The 16562-nt window shown below is 60.8% G+C and carries 17 protein-coding genes; 12 read left to right on the top strand and 5 right to left on the bottom strand.

The annotated features are described in order from the left end of the window. Nucleotides 1–114: 114 nt before the first annotated feature. Both AC07W0_RS08420 and AC07W0_RS08415 read right to left on the bottom strand, forming a co-directional pair. Complete coding sequence (locus AC07W0_RS08420) at nt 115–1353, bottom strand: transporter associated domain-containing protein (RefSeq protein WP_102617312.1); 1239 nt, start codon at nt 1351–1353, stop codon at nt 115–117. Nucleotides 1354–1365: 12 nt separating this feature from the next. Then, entirely contained in the window at nt 1366–2178 is an 813-nt protein-coding gene (locus tag AC07W0_RS08415; protein WP_026139922.1) for a cytochrome C assembly family protein, read from the bottom strand. A 219-nt stretch (nt 2179–2397) separates the two neighbouring features. On the opposite strand from AC07W0_RS08415, the gene ffh reads away from it, so the two are divergent. The 9 genes from ffh to thrC all read left to right on the top strand — a co-directional run bounded on the left by ffh (nt 2398) and on the right by thrC (nt 10889). Further along, nucleotides 2398–3774: a signal recognition particle protein gene (gene ffh / locus AC07W0_RS08410; RefSeq protein ID WP_017846136.1), complete on the top strand. Its 1377-nt coding sequence runs from the start codon at nt 2398–2400 to the stop codon at nt 3772–3774. Between the two features lie 251 nt (nt 3775–4025). After that, nucleotides 4026–4277: a 30S ribosomal protein S16 gene (gene rpsP / locus AC07W0_RS08405; protein WP_003175899.1), complete on the top strand. Its 252-nt coding sequence runs from the start codon at nt 4026–4028 to the stop codon at nt 4275–4277. A gap of 5 nt (nt 4278–4282) precedes the next feature. Further along, the gene (rimM, locus tag AC07W0_RS08400) at nt 4283–4819 is read left to right on the top strand and encodes a ribosome maturation factor RimM (RefSeq protein WP_008014731.1); all 537 of its coding nucleotides are present in this window, start codon (nt 4283–4285) and stop codon (nt 4817–4819) included. Then, complete coding sequence (trmD, locus tag AC07W0_RS08395) at nt 4801–5574, top strand: tRNA (guanosine(37)-N1)-methyltransferase TrmD (protein WP_169864091.1); 774 nt, start codon at nt 4801–4803, stop codon at nt 5572–5574. Before rimM ends, trmD begins: the two co-directional genes overlap by 19 nt. Nucleotides 5575–5619: 45 nt before the next feature. Then, nucleotides 5620–5970, top strand: coding sequence for a 50S ribosomal protein L19 (rplS, locus tag AC07W0_RS08390; RefSeq protein ID WP_003175895.1), 351 nt, complete (start codon nt 5620–5622; stop codon nt 5968–5970). 223 nt (nt 5971–6193) lie between these two features. Continuing rightward, entirely contained in the window at nt 6194–7090 is an 897-nt protein-coding gene (gene xerD, locus AC07W0_RS08385) for a site-specific tyrosine recombinase XerD (RefSeq protein ID WP_017846134.1), read from the top strand. A gap of 156 nt (nt 7091–7246) precedes the next feature. Further along, nucleotides 7247–7978 (top strand): thioredoxin fold domain-containing protein, encoded by a 732-nt coding sequence (locus tag AC07W0_RS08380; RefSeq protein ID WP_003175893.1) that lies wholly within the window; start codon nt 7247–7249, stop codon nt 7976–7978. Between the two features lie 129 nt (nt 7979–8107). Then, nucleotides 8108–9412, top strand: a complete 1305-nt coding sequence (locus tag AC07W0_RS08375; RefSeq protein WP_017846133.1) for a homoserine dehydrogenase — start codon at nt 8108–8110, stop codon at nt 9410–9412. Between the two features lie 67 nt (nt 9413–9479). Further along, nucleotides 9480–10889, top strand: coding sequence for a threonine synthase (gene thrC / locus AC07W0_RS08370; RefSeq protein WP_017846132.1), 1410 nt, complete (start codon nt 9480–9482; stop codon nt 10887–10889). A 97-nt stretch (nt 10890–10986) separates the two neighbouring features. On the opposite strand, the gene AC07W0_RS08365 is transcribed toward thrC, so the two are convergent. Further along, nucleotides 10987–11208 (bottom strand): hypothetical protein, encoded by a 222-nt coding sequence (locus tag AC07W0_RS08365; protein WP_017846131.1) that lies wholly within the window; start codon nt 11206–11208, stop codon nt 10987–10989. 313 nt (nt 11209–11521) lie between these two features. Between AC07W0_RS08365 and AC07W0_RS08360 the strand changes: the two genes are divergently transcribed. Further along, complete coding sequence (locus AC07W0_RS08360; protein WP_017846130.1) at nt 11522–11806, top strand: DUF3509 domain-containing protein; 285 nt, start codon at nt 11522–11524, stop codon at nt 11804–11806. 170 nt (nt 11807–11976) lie between these two features. Here the strand turns inward: AC07W0_RS08360 and AC07W0_RS08355 are convergent, their stop codons facing one another. Further along, nucleotides 11977–12846 (bottom strand): TIGR02285 family protein, encoded by an 870-nt coding sequence (locus tag AC07W0_RS08355; RefSeq protein ID WP_102617313.1) that lies wholly within the window; start codon nt 12844–12846, stop codon nt 11977–11979. A 16-nt stretch (nt 12847–12862) separates the two neighbouring features. Further along, nucleotides 12863–14062: a CaiB/BaiF CoA transferase family protein gene (locus AC07W0_RS08350; protein WP_046382203.1), complete on the bottom strand. Its 1200-nt coding sequence runs from the start codon at nt 14060–14062 to the stop codon at nt 12863–12865. Nucleotides 14063–14210: 148 nt separating this feature from the next. Here AC07W0_RS08350 and AC07W0_RS08345 point away from each other — a divergent pair, with 148 nt between their 5' ends. Further along, the gene (locus AC07W0_RS08345; protein WP_017846127.1) at nt 14211–14753 is read left to right on the top strand and encodes a YaeQ family protein; all 543 of its coding nucleotides are present in this window, start codon (nt 14211–14213) and stop codon (nt 14751–14753) included. A gap of 57 nt (nt 14754–14810) precedes the next feature. Continuing rightward, the gene (gene recJ, locus AC07W0_RS08340; RefSeq protein ID WP_046487044.1) at nt 14811–16520 is read left to right on the top strand and encodes a single-stranded-DNA-specific exonuclease RecJ; all 1710 of its coding nucleotides are present in this window, start codon (nt 14811–14813) and stop codon (nt 16518–16520) included. Nucleotides 16521–16562 lie beyond the last annotated feature (42 nt).

Here is a 16562-nt window from a genome sequence, read left to right as displayed (position 1 = left end):
GGTCGGGCGCGGCTTGGGTAAGCCGACCCGATTATAGGAAGGGGGTTGCGCATCCAACAAGGGGGAAAATCTGATCGTCTGCACACAGTGGATCAGTGTGTTCCGTCGGCGAGGCTACGTGGCAACCGGCACGCGGCTGGTGTGCCAGATCAGCACCTTGCTCACGCGGTTGTCTTCGGTCTCGAGGATTTCCAGGCGGTAGCGGCCGATCTTCAGGCACACCGCGCAATCGGGAATGGTTTCCAGCGCTTCGGTCACCAGGCCGTTGAGGGTCTTGGGCCCGTCGCTGGGCAGGTGCCAGGCCAGGCTCTTGTTCAATTCGCGGATCGAGGCGGTGCCGTCGACGATGTAGCGGCCGTCCGGTTGCGCTTCGATATGCGGGTTGTCGGCACTTTGTTCGCTTTCGAATTCGCCGACGATTTCTTCGAGAATGTCTTCCAGGGTGACGATGCCCAGCACTTCGCCATACTCGTCCACCACCATGCCCAGGCGCCGCTGTTGCTTGTGGAAGTTCAGCAGTTGCAGTTGCAGGGGCGTGCTTTCCGGGACGAAGTAGGGTTCGTAGCAGGCCTCGAGCAAGGTCTCCTTGGTCAGGCTGGCATCCGGTAGCAGGTGCTGGATCAGCCGGGTGTTGAGCACGGCTTCGACTTGGTTGATGTCGCTGTGGAACACCGGCAGGCGGGTGCGCTGGGAGTTGCGCAGTTGCTCGAGGATCGCTTCGAGCGAGTCGTCCAGATTGATGCCGTCCACTTCGCTGCGCGGCACCAGGATGTCGTTGACGGTGATGTTGTCCAGCGCGTGGATGCCGGGCATGCCGGGCGTGCGACGTTCATCTCCCTCTGGCTCGGGTTCGTCATCATGGTCGGGCTGCGGGTCGTCGCTTTTTTTCACCATGCCCGGCGGGCGGGCAAAGGGGCGCAGCAACAGCAGGCTGATGCCATTGAGCAGCCAGGCGAGGGGGTAGATAATTTTCAGCGGCACGCCCAGCAGGGCGTTGCCGAAGCCCAGCACCGCTTGCGGATGGCGGGTGGCCAGGGCGCGCGGCAGGTAATCGGCCAGCACCAGCAGGATCGTGCAGGAGACCAGCCAGCCCAGCCACGCGCCGTTTTGCGCCCAGGCGTAGATCGCCAGCAGGGTGCAAAGGATCACCACGCCAGCACGGCACAGGGTGTTGCAGAGGATCATGCTGGGGCGTGGGAAGTGCAGGCGGGCGGCGGCTTTGTCGCCCTGGCGGGTACCGGGGCGCAGGGCCAGCAGGTGTTGTTGTGCGGCTTCGATGGCGGTAAACAGCGCCGCCCACAAAATCAGCAAGGCGATTACCGCGAGCATCGGCCCTAAGGGCAAGTTGTCCATGATCGCTGCCCGTCAGATATGCAGGATGTATTCGCGAACCAGCTTGCTGCCGAAGTAGGCCAGCATCAGCAGGCAGAAACCGGCCAGGGTCCAGCGGATCGCCTTGTGCCCGCGCCAGCCAAGGCGGTTGCGGCCCCACAGCAGCACACTGAACACCACCCACGCCAGGCACGCCAGCAGGGTTTTATGCACAAGGTGCTGGGCGAACAGGTTCTCGACGAACAGCCAGCCAGAGATCAGCGACAGCGACAGCAGCGTCCAGCCGGCCCACAGGAAGCTGAACAGCAGGCTTTCCATGGTTTGCAGCGGCGGGAAGTTCTTGATCAGGCCCGACGGATGCTTGTGCTTGAGCTGATGGTCCTGCACGAGCAGGAGCAACGCCTGGAACACCGCGATGGTGAACATGCCATAGGCCAGGATCGACAGCAGGATATGCGCAAGGATGCCCGGCTCTTCGTCGATCACCTGCACCGTGCCGGTGGGGGCGAATTGCGCCAGCAGCACCGTCAGCATGCCCAGGGGGAATAGCAGCACCAGCAGGTTTTCCACCGGGATGCGTGCGCAGGCGATCAGCGTGAGGGCGATCACCGCGGCGGCGATCAGGCTGGCGGCGCTGAAAAAATCCAGGCCCAGGCCGACCGGCGTCATCAAGTGGGTGAACAGGCTCGCGGCATGGGCGAGCAGGGCGAGGACGCCAAGGCCTGCCAGCAGGCGAGTGTCGGCCTTGGCGCCTTGCGCCAGGCGAGTGCCCTGGTAGAGGGTCGCAGCGGCATATAAAAAGGCGGCGGCGAGACTGGGTAGCAAACTGGGTGACAAAGGGAGCATAAATCCTGTTAGGCAAGCCCGAAAGGCGCTGAGTTTGGCATACACCTGCGTTCCACGAAAGACTTCAGGGCCAGACAGCGGGTGTGCATGGGCGCAGTCTTCGCTATAATCCGCGACCTGCCCACGCCGCAGGCTCGCCGAGCGCTGTTTTTAATAGCGATTTATCACAGCCTGGGCCGCCATTACCTCGGTCTACCATAGGGCCTGAAAGGATCGCGCATGTTTGAAAACTTGACTGACCGTCTCTCGCAGACGCTGCGCCATGTAACCGGCAAGGCCAAGCTGACCGAGGACAATATCAAAGACACCCTGCGTGAAGTACGCATGGCGTTGCTGGAAGCCGACGTGGCCTTGCCTGTGGTCAAGGACTTCGTCAACTCGGTCAAGGAGCGCGCGGTCGGCACCGAAGTGTCCCGCAGCCTGACGCCGGGCCAGGCTTTTGTGAAGATCGTCCAGGCCGAGCTCGAAAGCCTGATGGGCGCGGCCAACGAAGACCTGAACCTCAGCGCCGTGCCGCCGGCCGTCGTGCTGATGGCCGGTCTGCAAGGTGCGGGTAAGACCACCACCGCTGGCAAGCTGGCGCGCTTCCTTAAAGAGCGCAAGAAAAAAACCGTGATGGTGGTGTCGGCCGACGTATACCGTCCGGCGGCCATCAAGCAGCTGGAAATGCTCGCGGGCGAAGTGGGCGTGACCTTCTTCCCGTCCGACCTGAGCCAGAAGCCGGTCGACATCGCCAACGCGGCGATCAAAGAAGCCAGGCTGAAGTTCATCGACGTGGTCATCGTCGATACCGCCGGTCGCCTGCACATCGACGAAGAGATGATGGGCGAGATCAAGGCGCTGCATGCCGCGATCAACCCGGTCGAGACGCTGTTCGTGGTCGACGCCATGACCGGCCAGGATGCGGCCAACACCGCCAAAGCCTTTGGTGACGCACTGCCGCTGACCGGCGTGATCCTGACCAAGGTCGACGGCGACGCCCGTGGCGGTGCCGCGCTGTCGGTGCGCGCCATCACCGGCAAGCCGATCAAATTCATCGGTATGGGCGAGAAGAGCGACGCGCTCGAACCGTTCCACCCTGAACGTATCGCTTCGCGTATCCTCGGCATGGGCGACGTGCTCAGCCTGATCGAGCAGGCCGAAGCGACGCTCGACAAGGACAAGGCCGATAAACTGGCCAAGAAACTGAAGAAGGGCAAGGGCTTCGACCTCGAAGACTTCCGCGATCAGTTGCAACAAATGAAGAACATGGGCGGCCTCGGCGGCCTGATGGACAAGCTGCCGAACATCGGCGGTGTGAACCTGGCGCAAATGGGCAATGCCCAGGGCGCGGCAGAGAAGCAGTTCAAGCAGATGGAAGCCATCATCAACTCCATGACCCCGGCCGAGCGCCGCGACCCTGAGCTGATCAGCGGTTCGCGCAAGCGTCGGATCGCCATGGGCTCCGGCACCCAGGTGCAGGACATCGGTCGCTTGATCAAGCAGCACAAGCAGATGCAGAAGATGATGAAGAAATTCTCCGCCAAGGGCGGAATGGCCAAGATGATGCGCGGCATGGGCGGTATGTTGCCCGGCGGCGGCATGCCGAAAATGTAAAGTATTCGAGCGGGAGCGTGCTCCTGCTCCGCCCCACAGGGATGTGGGATCTCCAGCAAACCCGCCGTCTGGCGGGAGCTGACTTGCCGTTTTAACCGACGGCTCTATAGCAGATCTGAATGGCACGCTGATAGGCGCCAGAAAAAGACATTTGCAAAAGTCCGGATATTCTTTAGAATATGCGGCCTTTCGGGCACCTATGCCCGCTGTGCATTTAGATTTGCAGCACCGACTACAGGAACGATGTTCACATGCTAACAATCCGTCTTGCCCTTGGCGGCTCCAAAAAGCGCCCGTTTTACCACTTGACCGTAACCGACAGCCGCAACCCGCGTGACGGTTCGCACAAGGAACAGGTTGGTTTCTTCAACCCTGTTGCTCGTGGTCAAGAAGTTCGTCTGTCCGTGAACCAAGAGCGCGTAGCCTACTGGCTGAGCGTTGGTGCACAGCCTTCCGAGCGTGTTGCCAAGTTGTTGAAGGACTCGGCTAAGGCCGCAGCCTGAGCAATATGAACGCGACGCCAGCTGTTGCTGATGATTTGATCGTTATCGGCAAGATTTACTCTGTTCATGGCGTTCGCGGCGAAGTGAAGGTGTATTCCTTTACTGATCCGACTGAAAACCTGTTGCAGTACAAAACCTGGACGCTCAAGCGCGAGGGGAATGTGAAACAGGTCGAGCTGGTCAGTGGACGCGGGAACGATAAGTTCCTGGTCGCAAAGCTCAAGGGTCTTGATGATCGTGAAGAAGCTCGTCTTCTGGCCGGTTATGAGATCTGCGTGCCGCGCAACCTGTTCCCTGAATTGACCGACGGCGAGTACTACTGGTACCAGCTGGAAGGTCTGAAGGTTATTGATCAACTCGGGCAATTGCTCGGGAAAATCGATCATCTTCTGGAAACCGGCGCCAATGATGTAATGGTGGTCAAGCCTTGCGCTGGCAGCCTGGATGATCGCGAACGCCTGTTGCCCTATACCGAGCAATGCGTGTTGGCCGTCGACCTGGCCGCGGGCGAGATGAAGGTGGAATGGGACGCGGACTTCTAAGCGTGGCTAATTTGCGCATTGAAGTGATCAGTTTGTTTCCCGAGATGTTCTCCGCCATCAGCGAGTACGGCATCACCAGTCGGGCGGTGAAACAGGGGCTCTTGCAGCTCACCTGTTGGAACCCGCGAGACTACACGACGGATCGACATCACACTGTGGACGATCGCCCATTTGGCGGTGGCCCGGGCATGGTGATGAAGATCAAGCCCCTGGAAGACGCGTTGGCTCAGGCCAAGGCTGCCGCCGGGGAGAAGGCGAAGGTAATTTACCTGTCCCCTCAAGGCCGTCAGCTGAAACAGGCGGCGGTACGCGAACTGGCGAATGAGGAAGCACTGATCCTGATTGCCGGTCGCTATGAAGGCATTGACGAGCGTTTCATTGAAGCTCATGTCGATGAAGAGTGGTCGATTGGGGACTATGTCCTGTCTGGCGGTGAGCTGCCGGCGATGGTCCTGATAGATGCGGTTACACGACTGCTGCCTGGAGCTTTAGGGCATGCGGACTCCGCGGAGGAAGATTCCTTCACGGATGGTTTGCTGGATTGCCCGCACTACACCCGACCGGAGGTGTATGCGGATCAGCGTGTTCCCGACGTATTGCTAAGTGGCAATCACGCACACATCCGGCGTTGGCGTTTACAGCAGTCCCTTGGTCGGACCTATGAACGACGCGCCGATCTTCTGGAAAGCCGCTCGCTTTCTGGAGAAGAGAAGAAGCTGCTCGAGGAATACATCCTCGCGCGGGACGATAGTTAACAACGTATCGATGGTAGGTCCATTGACTTACCTTAGGAGCACAGCATGACTAACAAAATCATCCTTGCACTCGAAGCAGAGCAGATGACCAAAGAGATCCCTACCTTTGCCCCGGGCGACACCATTGTCGTTCAGGTGAAAGTGAAGGAAGGCGACCGTTCGCGTCTGCAAGCGTTCGAAGGCGTGGTAATCGCCAAGCGTAACCGTGGTGTGAACAGTGCTTTCACTGTTCGTAAAATCTCCAACGGTGTTGGCGTAGAGCGTACTTTCCAGACCTACAGCCCGCAAATCGACAGCATGGCTGTTAAGCGTCGCGGTGACGTGCGTAAAGCCAAGCTGTACTACCTGCGTGACCTGTCCGGTAAAGCAGCTCGCATCAAGGAAAAACTGGCTTAAGTCCAGCTTCCCGATGCAGAAAAAAAGCAGCCTGCGGGCTGCTTTTTTTGTGCCTGGGATTTATTGACGGGTCCGGGTCGGCGGCGCGGCTATCGCAGGCGGGCCAGCTTGCACACTTGATCATTAGTGGTCATAAAATCGATGCACGACACAAATCCAATGTGGGAGCCGACTTGCTTGCGATAGGATCTACCAGGCACCTCCGTCATCTGCCTGAGCCCCCATGCCCGCCATCGACCATCCTCTGATTGACCGCTTCCTCGACGCCCTCTGGCTGGAAAAAGGCCTGTCGGACAACACCCGCCAGGCCTACCGCAGCGACCTGGCGCTGTTCAACGGCTGGCTGCAGGAAAAAAACCTCGAGCTGATCAATGCTGGCCGTGAGTTGATCCTCGATCACCTGGCCTGGCGCCTGGAGCAGAACTACAAGCCGCGCTCCACCGCGCGCTTCCTTTCCGGTGTGCGTGGCTTTTATCGCTACCTGCTGCGGGAAAAGCTCATTGCCCTCGACCCGACGTTACAGGTCGACATGCCGCAATTGGGTCGGCCATTGCCCAAGTCCTTGTCGGAAGCCGATGTCGACGCCTTGCTCGCCGCCCCGGACTTGAGCGAAGCCATCGGCCAGCGCGACCGTGCCATGCTCGAAGTGCTGTACGCCTGCGGCCTGCGGGTGACCGAGCTGATCAGCCTGACCCTCGAGCAAGTCAACCTGCGCCAGGGCGTGCTGCGGGTGATGGGCAAGGGCAGCAAGGAGCGGCTGGTACCGATGGGCGAAGAAGCGATTGTGTGGGTCGAGCGCTACATGCGCGATGCGCGCGGCGAACTGCTCGGTGGGCGCCCCAGCGATGTGCTGTTCCCCAGCCAGCGCGGTGAGCAGATGACCCGCCAGACTTTCTGGCATCGCATCAAGCACCAGGCCAAGGTGGCGGGGATCGGCAAGAGCCTGTCGCCGCATACCCTGCGCCATGCATTTGCCACGCATTTGCTCAACCACGGCGCGGATTTGCGCGTGGTGCAAATGCTCCTTGGCCACAGCGACTTATCCACAACCCAGATCTACACCCATGTGGCACGGGCGCGCTTGCAGGATATGCACGCCAAGCACCATCCGCGAGGCTGAAAACCGCCAAATTATCCCGCCACGGGCTGCCCTGCGGCCCAACTGTGGTAGGCTTTGCCGGTTAGCAAAGGGGACGGCGTGACTTGTGATTACAGTGCCGTGTTTCCAGATCGGTGTTCGACACACCCGTCCCTGCATCTGCCTTCAGGAGTTCCCATGCGCTTGACCCAGATTATTGCCGCCGCAGCCATTGCGTTGGTTTCCACCTTTGCCGTCGCCGATGACGCTGCCGAGCAGACTATTCGCAAGAGCCTGGCCAACCTGCAACTCGACACACCGATCGAAAGCATCAGTGCCAGCCCGATGGCCGGCCTGTACGAAGTCAAGCTCAAGGGCAGCCGCGTGTTGTATGCCAGTGCCGACGGCCAGTACATTGTCCAGGGCTACCTGTTCCAGTTGAAGGACGGTAAGCCGGTCAACCTGACCGAGAAAGCCGAGCGCCTGGGCGTGTCCAAGCTGATCAACGGCATTCCGGTTGCAGAAACCGTGGTCTACCCAGCCATCGGCGAGACCAAGACGCACATCACCGTGTTCACCGACACCACCTGCCCGTACTGCCACAAGCTGCACGCCGAAGTGCCGGCGCTGAACAAGCTCGGTGTGGAAGTGCGCTATGTCGCGTTTCCGCGTCAGGGCCTCGGTTCGCCGGGCGACGAGCAGTTGCAGGCGGTCTGGTGCTCGGCCGACAAGAAAGCGGCGATGGACAAGATGGTCGACGGCAAGGAAATCAAAGCGGCCAAGTGCGCCAATCCGGTTTCCAAGCAGTTCGCCCTGGGCCAGTCCATTGGTGTGAACGGTACACCGGCCATCGTTTTGGCTGACGGCCAGGTGATTCCGGGCTATCAGCCGGCACCGCAAGTTGCCAAACTGGCGCTGAGTGCCAAATAAACCAGCATCGTCGAACCTTTGACGATCATGGCCCTTCGATAAGTCGATGGGCCATTAATTGAAAGCCGCGGTTGTGCGGCTGTTTTCCACGGCCGACCTCGCGTCGGCCGTTTCATGGGGAGTTCTTCAGTGAAACCGGTCAAAGTAGGCATCTGTGGGTTAGGGACCGTCGGTGGCGGCACCTTCAACGTACTTCAGCGTAATGCTGAAGAAATTTCCCGCCGTGCAGGGCGCGGGATTGAAGTGGCGCAAATTGCCACGCGTTCGCCAAAGCCTCAGTTCGAAACGACCGGTATTGCGATTACCAACGATGTCTTCGCCGTGGCGACCAACCCAGAAATCGATATCGTCATCGAGCTGGTGGGCGGCTATACCATTGCCCGCGAGCTGGTGCTCAAGGCGATCGAAAACGGCAAGCACGTGGTCACCGCCAACAAGGCGCTGATCGCCGTCCACGGCAACGAGATCTTCGCCAAGGCGCGTGAGAAGGGCGTGATCGTCGCGTTCGAAGCCGCGGTGGCCGGTGGTATCCCGGTGATCAAGGCGATCCGTGAAGGCCTGTCCGCCAACCGCATCAACTGGGTGGCCGGCATCATCAACGGCACCGGTAACTTCATCCTCACCGAAATGCGCGAGAAGGGCCGCACCTTCGAAGACGTGCTGGCCGAAGCCCAGGCCCTGGGTTACGCCGAAGCCGACCCGACCTTCGACGTTGAAGGCATCGACGCGGCGCACAAACTGACCATCCTTGCGTCCATTGCCTTTGGCATCCCGCTGCAGTTCGACAAGGCCTACACCGAAGGCATCACCCAACTGACCACTGCCGACGTGAATTACGCCGAAGCCCTGGGCTATCGCATCAAGCACCTGGGCGTGGCGCGCTGCACCGCGGCCGGTATCGAGTTGCGCGTACACCCGACGCTGATCCCGGCCGACCGCCTGATCGCCAACGTCAATGGCGTGATGAACGCCGTGATGGTCAACGGTGACGCCGCCGGTTCGACCCTGTTCTACGGTGCCGGCGCCGGTATGGAACCGACCGCTTCGTCGGTGATCGCCGACCTGGTGGACGTGGTTCGCGCCATGACCAGCGACCCGGAAAACCGCGTGCCGCACCTGGCCTTCCAGCCGGATTCGTTGTCGGCCCACCCGATCCTGCCGATCGAGGCGTGCGAAAGCGCCTACTACCTGCGCATCCAGGCCAAGGATCATCCGGGCGTACTGGCCCAGGTTGCCAGCATCCTGTCGGAACGTGGCATCAACATCGAGTCGATCATGCAGAAGGAAGTCGAGGAGCAGAACGGCCAGGTGCCGATGATCCTGCTGACTCACCGCGTGCTCGAGCAGCACATCAACGATGCCATCAAAGCCCTGGAAGCCTTGCAAGGCGTAGTGGGGCCGGTGGTACGGATTCGCGTCGAACACCTGAACTAACCGATTTGTTCCAGGGGCCCCGTGTGATCGGCGGCCCCTGTTCGAGAATGTTTTAGAGGAGCCAGTCATGCGTTACATCAGCACCCGCGGCCAGGCACCGGCCCTGAATTTCGAAGACGTTTTGTTGGCAGGTCTTGCCACCGACGGCGGCCTGTACGTGCCGGAAAACCTGCCACGCTTCACCCAGGAAGAAATCGCTTCCTGGGCCGGCCTGCCGTATCACGAACTGGCGTTCCGGGTGATGCGCCCGTTCGTCACCGGCAGCATTCCGGATGCGGATTTCAAAAAGATCCTGGAAGAGACCTATGGCGTGTTTTCCCACAACGCCATCGCGCCTCTGCGCCAGCTGAATGGCAATGAGTGGGTCCTGGAGCTGTTCCATGGCCCGACCCTGGCGTTCAAGGACTTCGCTCTGCAACTGCTGGGGCGCCTGCTCGATTACGTGCTGGAGAAGCGCGGCGAGCGCGTGGTGATCATCGGCGCCACTTCCGGTGATACCGGCTCGGCGGCCATCGAAGGCTGCAAGCACTGCGAAAACGTCGACATCTTCATCCTGCACCCGCACAAGCGCGTGTCGGAAGTACAGCGTCGGCAGATGACCACCATCTTCGGTGAGAACATCCACAACATCGCCATCGAAGGCAACTTCGACGACTGCCAGGAAATGGTCAAGAACAGCTTCGCTGACCAGAGCTTCCTCAAGGGCACGCGCCTGGTTGCGGTGAACTCGATCAACTGGGCGCGGATCATGGCCCAGATCGTCTACTACTTCCACGCCGCGCTGCAGCTGGGCGGGCCGGCGCGTTCGGTGTCGTTCTCGGTGCCGACCGGCAACTTCGGCGACATCTTCGCCGGCTACCTGGCGCGCAACATGGGCCTGCCGATCAACCAGTTGATCGTCGCCACCAACCGCAACGACATCCTGCACCGCTTCATGAGCGGCAACCAGTACGTCAAGGAAACCCTGCACGCCACCTTGTCGCCGTCGATGGACATCATGGTGTCGTCGAACTTCGAACGCCTGCTGTTCGACATGCACGGCCGCAACGGTGCGGCGATTGCCGGCTTGATGGACACCTTCAAAAGCGGTGGCGGTTTCAGTGTCGATGAAGAGCGCTGGACCGAAACCCGCAAGCTGTTCGACTCCCTGGCCGTGGACGATGCACAGACCTGCGAAACCATCGCGGAAGTCTATGCCCAGACCGGCGAACTGCTCGACCCGCACACCGCGATCGGCGTGAGGGCTGCGCGCGAATGCCGTCGCAGCCTGGATATCCCGATGGTGATTCTCGGCACCGCGCACCCGGTCAAATTCCCGGAAGCGGTGGAGAAGGCCGGCGTTGGCAAGGCGCTGGAGTTGCCGGCGCATCTGTCCGACCTGTTCGAGCGTGAAGAGCGTTGCACCGTGCTGCCGAATGACCTGAAGGCGATGCAGGCGTTTGTCAGCCAGCATGGCAATCGCGGTAAGCCGCTGTAAGGCAAACGGCCGGCGCCCTGGCGCAGACAAAAACGCCGCTTTCCCTTCCGTGGGTCAGCGGCGCTTTTCGTTTCAGGCAGGCCCGGGTTGCTGAGCGTTATGAGAGTAGTTTCTGCGCCACGACAATCACGGTGCCGACAGCGGCGTAGAAACCCGTGGCGATACCCACGGGGTACCAGAAAGTCTCACAGGTTATCTTCAAGGACTCCGCGTTGAGCTTGCCTCGCTCGGCATGCATGCGTGAAATCTCGGCATAGATGCGAGATACGTCAGCATGCATCTTCTCCATCGACGCTTGTTGTTCGTTGTGTTCCACCATCATGTTCATCCTTAGCAATAAGGGCCTTTGACATGCACTTCTAGCTGCGTGACAGCGTGATCAGCGCTTACCGAATATAGGGTTCACCCTCCGCCGCGCTGCAGGGCGAACCCTGAAACGGCCGCCCATTGCGTAAGCAGTTATGTGCGGCCGTTTTTTCGTTGTCATGTTGCAAGCGCATGCTGGATCAAGTCACTCCCTGACGGCTCCATAAACACGAAAAAGCGAACTTTCCTACGTTACAAACAGTCACTTAGGAGAGAGGCAACCCCCATTGAAACGATTGTTCCCGAACTATTGAGTGGTGATCGAAATGGAAAGTATCAGCCTATTGCTCGAAGAAGCGCTGAGCCCTTATCAGGTTACGCTGACCACCGCTGGTGTGCAGGGCGAGTGCCTGGTAACCGTAAAGAACCCTGCTGGTGCCATCGTGGTCGAGCGTGAAGTCGACCGGGCGCAACTGACCGACAAGCGCGTCCTGGTGGATGTCGTGGATTGCTTGCTGCGCGATCTGAAAATCGCCGAAGGGCGCCTGGAGCCCTCGGTCATCGCTGCCTTGCGCAATGCGGCCCAGACCCGCAGCAGCGCCCTCGCATGAAGAATTGTTTATCCGCGGAAACTTCCTACGGCGTGGCCGGTCAGATTTAGTAACAGCAAGAGCAGACATTGTGCTCCGGTGTTTGTGACTTGCTGTACTGGTCTTTGTAGGCCACGTTTAACCCCGAAGTGTCTCCCCACTCTTCGGGGTTTCTTTTTGCCCGCGATTTATCACGGGGTGGGCACTTCTTCATAGAATCGCGAATGGTCCAGCAGGTATTGCTCGCGCAGGGCCGGGTCGAGCCATGACGCGTAGGAACGCAGCAACTGCGCCTGCGGCAGGTCGCCCAGCAACTGGTTGATACGCGCCATGACCTCGCGCCCCTCGGGCGTATCCGAACAACCGATATGGATGTGCTGATAGGGCGCGGTGCCGGCAATCGGATAGAACGCCAGCCCTTCGGGATCGATGCCTTGCCGCAATGCGTGATAGCGAATTTCGGTCCAGTAACCCAGTACGCCTTCCAGGCGTCCCAGGCGCTGCATTTGCAGCAGGCTGCCCAAGGCGTCGGTGCCGTAGTGCATCACCCGATTGTGCGTGTCGCCTTGCTGCAACATGCCGTCGATGAATGGCCCGTAGCTGCGCTCGGCGATGATGCCCAGGCGTGTGCTCTTGTCCCGTAGCATCGCGTCCAGGTCGACCTTGCCTTGCACGACAAAGGGCGCCAGGACTTCACGGTTTTGCTGGCGGACGACCACGCCATTGCTCACCACGGGAAACGCCTGGTCGGAATACACAATCCATTGGGTCCGCTCCGGCGTCCACAGCAGGGTAGGGTCGCAGGTGAGGGAGGGCGCCTGGAGCATCTGCATGCCCCGCGCACGGTTGACGTGCTGGACCTGGTGCTGATACTCCGGCAGGTGCTCCATCAGCATCGGCAACAATTCGTCGATGGCGCCCTGGCCTTTTTGCGGGCCTTCGAAGATCGTCAGCGGCGGCAGGTCGCGAACCAGCCAGATCAAGGTCTGCGCCGCCTGGGTCGGTAGCGGCAATAGCGCCAGCAAGGGCGCGCACAGGTGCAATAGCCAGCGGCGAGTCATTATCTTGAACGCGCCATCAGATCGCCCCTTGCTCACGCAAGCGGATGATGGCCGCCGCGTCATAGCCCAGCTCACCGAGTACCACGCTGTTGTGTTCGCCCAGTTGCGGCCCCACCCACTCGCAACTGCCAGGGGTGTCGGAGAGCTTGGGCACGATGCCTGGCATCTTGAAGTCCTTGCCGTCGGGCAGTTGCGCCTTGAGGAACATTTCCCGCGCCAGGAATTGCGGGTCCCCGAGCATGTCTTCGGCGCTATAGATGCGGCTGGCCGGCACCTCGGCCTTGTTGAGCTGCTCGACCACCTGTTCCAGCGGCAGCGAATTGACCCAGCGATCAATCACGCCATACAGCTCGTCGCGGCGCTCGTCACGCCCGTCATTGCTGGCCAATTGCGGGTCGTTGGCCAGATCCTCACGGCCGATGGCGGACATGAAGCGCTTGAAGATCGCATCGCCGTTGGCGCCGATCTGCACATGCTTGCCGTCCGCGCTGGTGTGGATCGAGGACGGTGTGATGCCGGGCATGATGTTGCCGGTGCGTTCGCGGATGAACCCGAACACATCGAACTCCGGGATCATGCTTTCCATCATGGCGAAGATGGCCTCATACAGTGCCACATCCACCACCTGGCCCAGCCCGCCGTTGACCTCGCGGTGACGCAACGCCATCAGCGCGCCGATCACCGCCCACAGGGCGGCAATGGAGTCGCCGATGGAAATCCCGGTGCGTACCGGCGGGCGGTCTTCAAAGCCGGTGATGTAACGCAGCCCGCCCATCGATTCGCCGACCGCGCCAAACCCCGGCTGGTCTTTCATCGGGCCGGTCTGGCCAAAGCCCGAGAGGCGCACCATCACCAGCTTGGGGTTCAGCGCGTGCAGGGTGTCCCAGCTCAGGCCGAGCTTTTCCAGGACGCCGGGGCGGAAGTTTTCGATCAGGATGTCGGCGTCCGCCAGCAACTGCTTGAGGATGGCCAGACCGTCGGGGTGCTTGAGGTTCAGCGTCAGTGATTTTTTGTTGCGTGCCTGTACGAACCACCACAGTGAGGTGCCTTCGTACAGCTTGCGCCATTTGCGCAGCGGGTCGCCGCCGTCCGGGGATTCGACCTTGATCACTTCGGCGCCGAATTCGGCGCAGATGCGTGAAGCGAACGGGCCGGCGATCAGGGTGCCGAGTTCGATGACTTTCAGGCCGGCAAGCGGTTTGGCGTTAAACGACATGAGGAACCTTTCATACGCAGCACAGTGGTGTAATGCCTTTTAACATAGGCGAGTCGCGCAGGGATAAGGATGATGCAGCGCAGGATTCGTTGAATAGCCCTACCATCGGTTAGACTGCCCGCCTTTCCCTGTCTCTAGAAGCCCGTTCATGGCCCAGCCGTCCACGACCTACAAGTTCGAACTCAACCTCACCGACCTCGATCGCTCGGTGTACGAGAGCGTCAAACAGACCATTGCCCGCCACCCTTCGGAAACCGAAGAGCGCATGACCGTGCGTCTGCTGGCCTACGCCCTTTGGTACAGCGAGCAGCTGTCGTTTGGCCGTGGTCTGTCAGATGTAGACGAGCCAGCCCTGTGGGAAAAAAGTCTGGATGATCGGGTTTTGCACTGGATCGAAGTCGGCCAGCCCGATGCCGACCGCCTGACCTGGTGCTCGCGTCGCGCCGAGCGTACCAGTCTGCTGGCTTACGGCAGCCTGCGCGTGTGGGAAGGCAAGGTGATTCCGGTGGCGAAAACCCTGAAGAACGTCCACATCGCCGCCGTGCCGCAGGAAGTCCTCGAGACCCTGGCCAAGGACATGCCCCGCGTGATCAAGTGGGACGTGATGATCAGTGAAGGCACGATCTTCGTCACCGATGATCGTGGCCAGCATGAAGTGCAACTGCAATGGCTGATCGGCGAGCGCGGTTGAGCTAGCGCTTGTAGCTTGCCGCTAATATTTCCCCTACAGAGAATTCCCCAGCGTCCCATGCGTATCGATCCCCGCCCTTTGCCTGCTGTCCTGCCGTTTCTCGGAGACTTGCCACCGCTGTTGACCCGCCTCTACGCCGCGCGCGGGGTGCGCTCGGAGGCTGAGCTGGACAAGAGCCTGGCGCGGTTGATCCCTTATCAGCAGCTCAAGGGCATCGACGCCGCGGTAGACCTGCTGGTGACGGCCTTGGAGCAACGCCAGCGCATCCTGATCGTCGGCGACTTCGACGCCGATGGCGCCACTGCCAGTACGGTGGGCACCCTGGGCCTGCGCTTGCTCGGTGCGGCCCATGTTGATTACCTGGTGCCCAACCGTTTCGAATACGGCTACGGCCTGACGCCGGAAATCGTCGCCGTAGCGCTGCAGCGCGAGCCGCAGTTGCTGATCACCGTGGATAACGGCATCTCCAGCGTCGAAGGCGTGGCGGCAGCGAAAGCGGCGGGGCTCAAGGTGCTGGTCACCGACCACCACTTGCCGGGGGATGAGTTGCCGGCGGCGGATGCCATCGTCAACCCGAACCAGCCCGGCTGTGAGTTTCCGAGCAAGGCGTTGGCCGGGGTCGGGGTGATCTTTTATGTCTTGATGGCCCTGCGTGCCCGTTTGCGCAGCCTGGGCTGGTACGAGAACACGCAGCAGCCGAACATTGGCGAGTTGCTTGACTTGGTCGCCCTGGGCAGCGTTGCCGACGTGGTGCCGCTGGACGCCAATAACCGCATCCTGGTCCACCAGGGCCTGGAGCGTATTCGTGCCGGTCGCGCGCGGCCAGGGATCAAGGCGATCCTCGAAGTGGCCAAGCGTGACCACGCTCGCCTCACGTCCACCGACCTCGGGTTTATCCTCGGGCCACGGCTCAATGCCGCCGGGCGCCTGGACGATATGAGCCTGGGCATCGAATGCCTGCTCACCACGGATTTCGCCGCCGCACGGGAGATGGCCGCGCAACTGGACGGCATGAACCAGGACCGCAAATCCATCGAACAAGGCATGCAGCGCGAGGCCCTGGCCCAGCTCAAGGACTTGCCGCTGGAGTCGATGCCGTATGGCTTGTGCCTGTTCGACCCGGAGTGGCACCAAGGTGTGATCGGGATCCTGGCGTCGCGCATGAAAGAGCGCTATTTCCGCCCGACCATCGCCTTTGCCGACGCCGGTGATGGCCTGCTCAAGGGCTCGGGCCGCTCTGTGCAGGGCTTTCACATCCGCGATGCGCTGGCGGTGGTGGCGAGCCAGCATCCCAACCTGATCAGCAAATACGGCGGACACGCCATGGCGGCCGGCCTGACATTGCCCGAGGCGAATTTCCCGTTGTTTGCCCAGGCCTTCGATGCCGAAGTGCGTCGGCAACTGCGCGAAGAAGACTTGACCGGCCGGCTATTGTCCGACGGCACCCTGGCGGTGGAAGAGTTTCACCTGGAGCTGGCGCGCGCGCTGCGGCATGCCGGCCCCTGGGGGCAGCACTTCCCCGAGCCGTTGTTTCACGGGGTGTTTCAGTTGGTCGAGCAGCGTGTGGTGGGGGAGCGGCACCTGAAAGTGGTGCTCAAGAGCGAATGCGGCTCCGTGAAGCTCGATGGCATTGCGTTTGGGGTTGACCGTGAAGTCTGGCCGAACCCGACCGTGCGTTGGGTGGAGTTGGCCTACAAGCTGGATGTGAACGAGTTCCGTGGGCAGGAAACCGTGCAGTTGATGATTGCGCATATCGAGCCGCGCTAGTTCCAACCCCAATGTGGGAGGGGGCTTGCCCCCGATAGCGGT

The sequence above is a fragment of the Pseudomonas sp. GW704-F2 genome (assembly GCF_059423025.1).
This window is presented reverse-complemented; position numbering and strand designations above follow the sequence as displayed.

Bases quoted from the DNA above. Each gene is read 5' to 3' on its own strand.
- AC07W0_RS08360 (WP_017846130.1), top strand. From the start codon at position 11,522: ATGGAAAGTATCAGCCTATTGCTCGAAGAAGCGCTGAGCCCTTATCAG.
- recJ (WP_046487044.1), top strand. From the start codon at position 14,811: ATGCGTATCGATCCCCGCCCTTTGCCTGCTGTCCTGCCGTTTCTCGGA.
- trmD (WP_169864091.1), top strand. From the start codon at position 4,801: ATGGGACGCGGACTTCTAAGCGTGGCTAATTTGCGCATTGAAGTGATC.
- xerD (WP_017846134.1), top strand. From the start codon at position 6,194: ATGCCCGCCATCGACCATCCTCTGATTGACCGCTTCCTCGACGCCCTC.
- AC07W0_RS08345 (WP_017846127.1), top strand. From the start codon at position 14,211: ATGGCCCAGCCGTCCACGACCTACAAGTTCGAACTCAACCTCACCGAC.
- thrC (WP_017846132.1), top strand. From the start codon at position 9,480: ATGCGTTACATCAGCACCCGCGGCCAGGCACCGGCCCTGAATTTCGAA.
- AC07W0_RS08420 (WP_102617312.1), bottom strand. From the start codon at position 1,353: ATGGACAACTTGCCCTTAGGGCCGATGCTCGCGGTAATCGCCTTGCTG.
- rimM (WP_008014731.1), top strand. From the start codon at position 4,283: ATGAACGCGACGCCAGCTGTTGCTGATGATTTGATCGTTATCGGCAAG.
- rpsP (WP_003175899.1), top strand. From the start codon at position 4,026: ATGCTAACAATCCGTCTTGCCCTTGGCGGCTCCAAAAAGCGCCCGTTT.
- AC07W0_RS08365 (WP_017846131.1), bottom strand. From the start codon at position 11,208: ATGGTGGAACACAACGAACAACAAGCGTCGATGGAGAAGATGCATGCT.
- ffh (WP_017846136.1), top strand. From the start codon at position 2,398: ATGTTTGAAAACTTGACTGACCGTCTCTCGCAGACGCTGCGCCATGTA.
- AC07W0_RS08380 (WP_003175893.1), top strand. From the start codon at position 7,247: ATGCGCTTGACCCAGATTATTGCCGCCGCAGCCATTGCGTTGGTTTCC.
- AC07W0_RS08415 (WP_026139922.1), bottom strand. From the start codon at position 2,178: ATGCTCCCTTTGTCACCCAGTTTGCTACCCAGTCTCGCCGCCGCCTTT.
- rplS (WP_003175895.1), top strand. From the start codon at position 5,620: ATGACTAACAAAATCATCCTTGCACTCGAAGCAGAGCAGATGACCAAA.
- AC07W0_RS08355 (WP_102617313.1), bottom strand. From the start codon at position 12,846: ATGACTCGCCGCTGGCTATTGCACCTGTGCGCGCCCTTGCTGGCGCTA.
- AC07W0_RS08350 (WP_046382203.1), bottom strand. From the start codon at position 14,062: ATGTCGTTTAACGCCAAACCGCTTGCCGGCCTGAAAGTCATCGAACTC.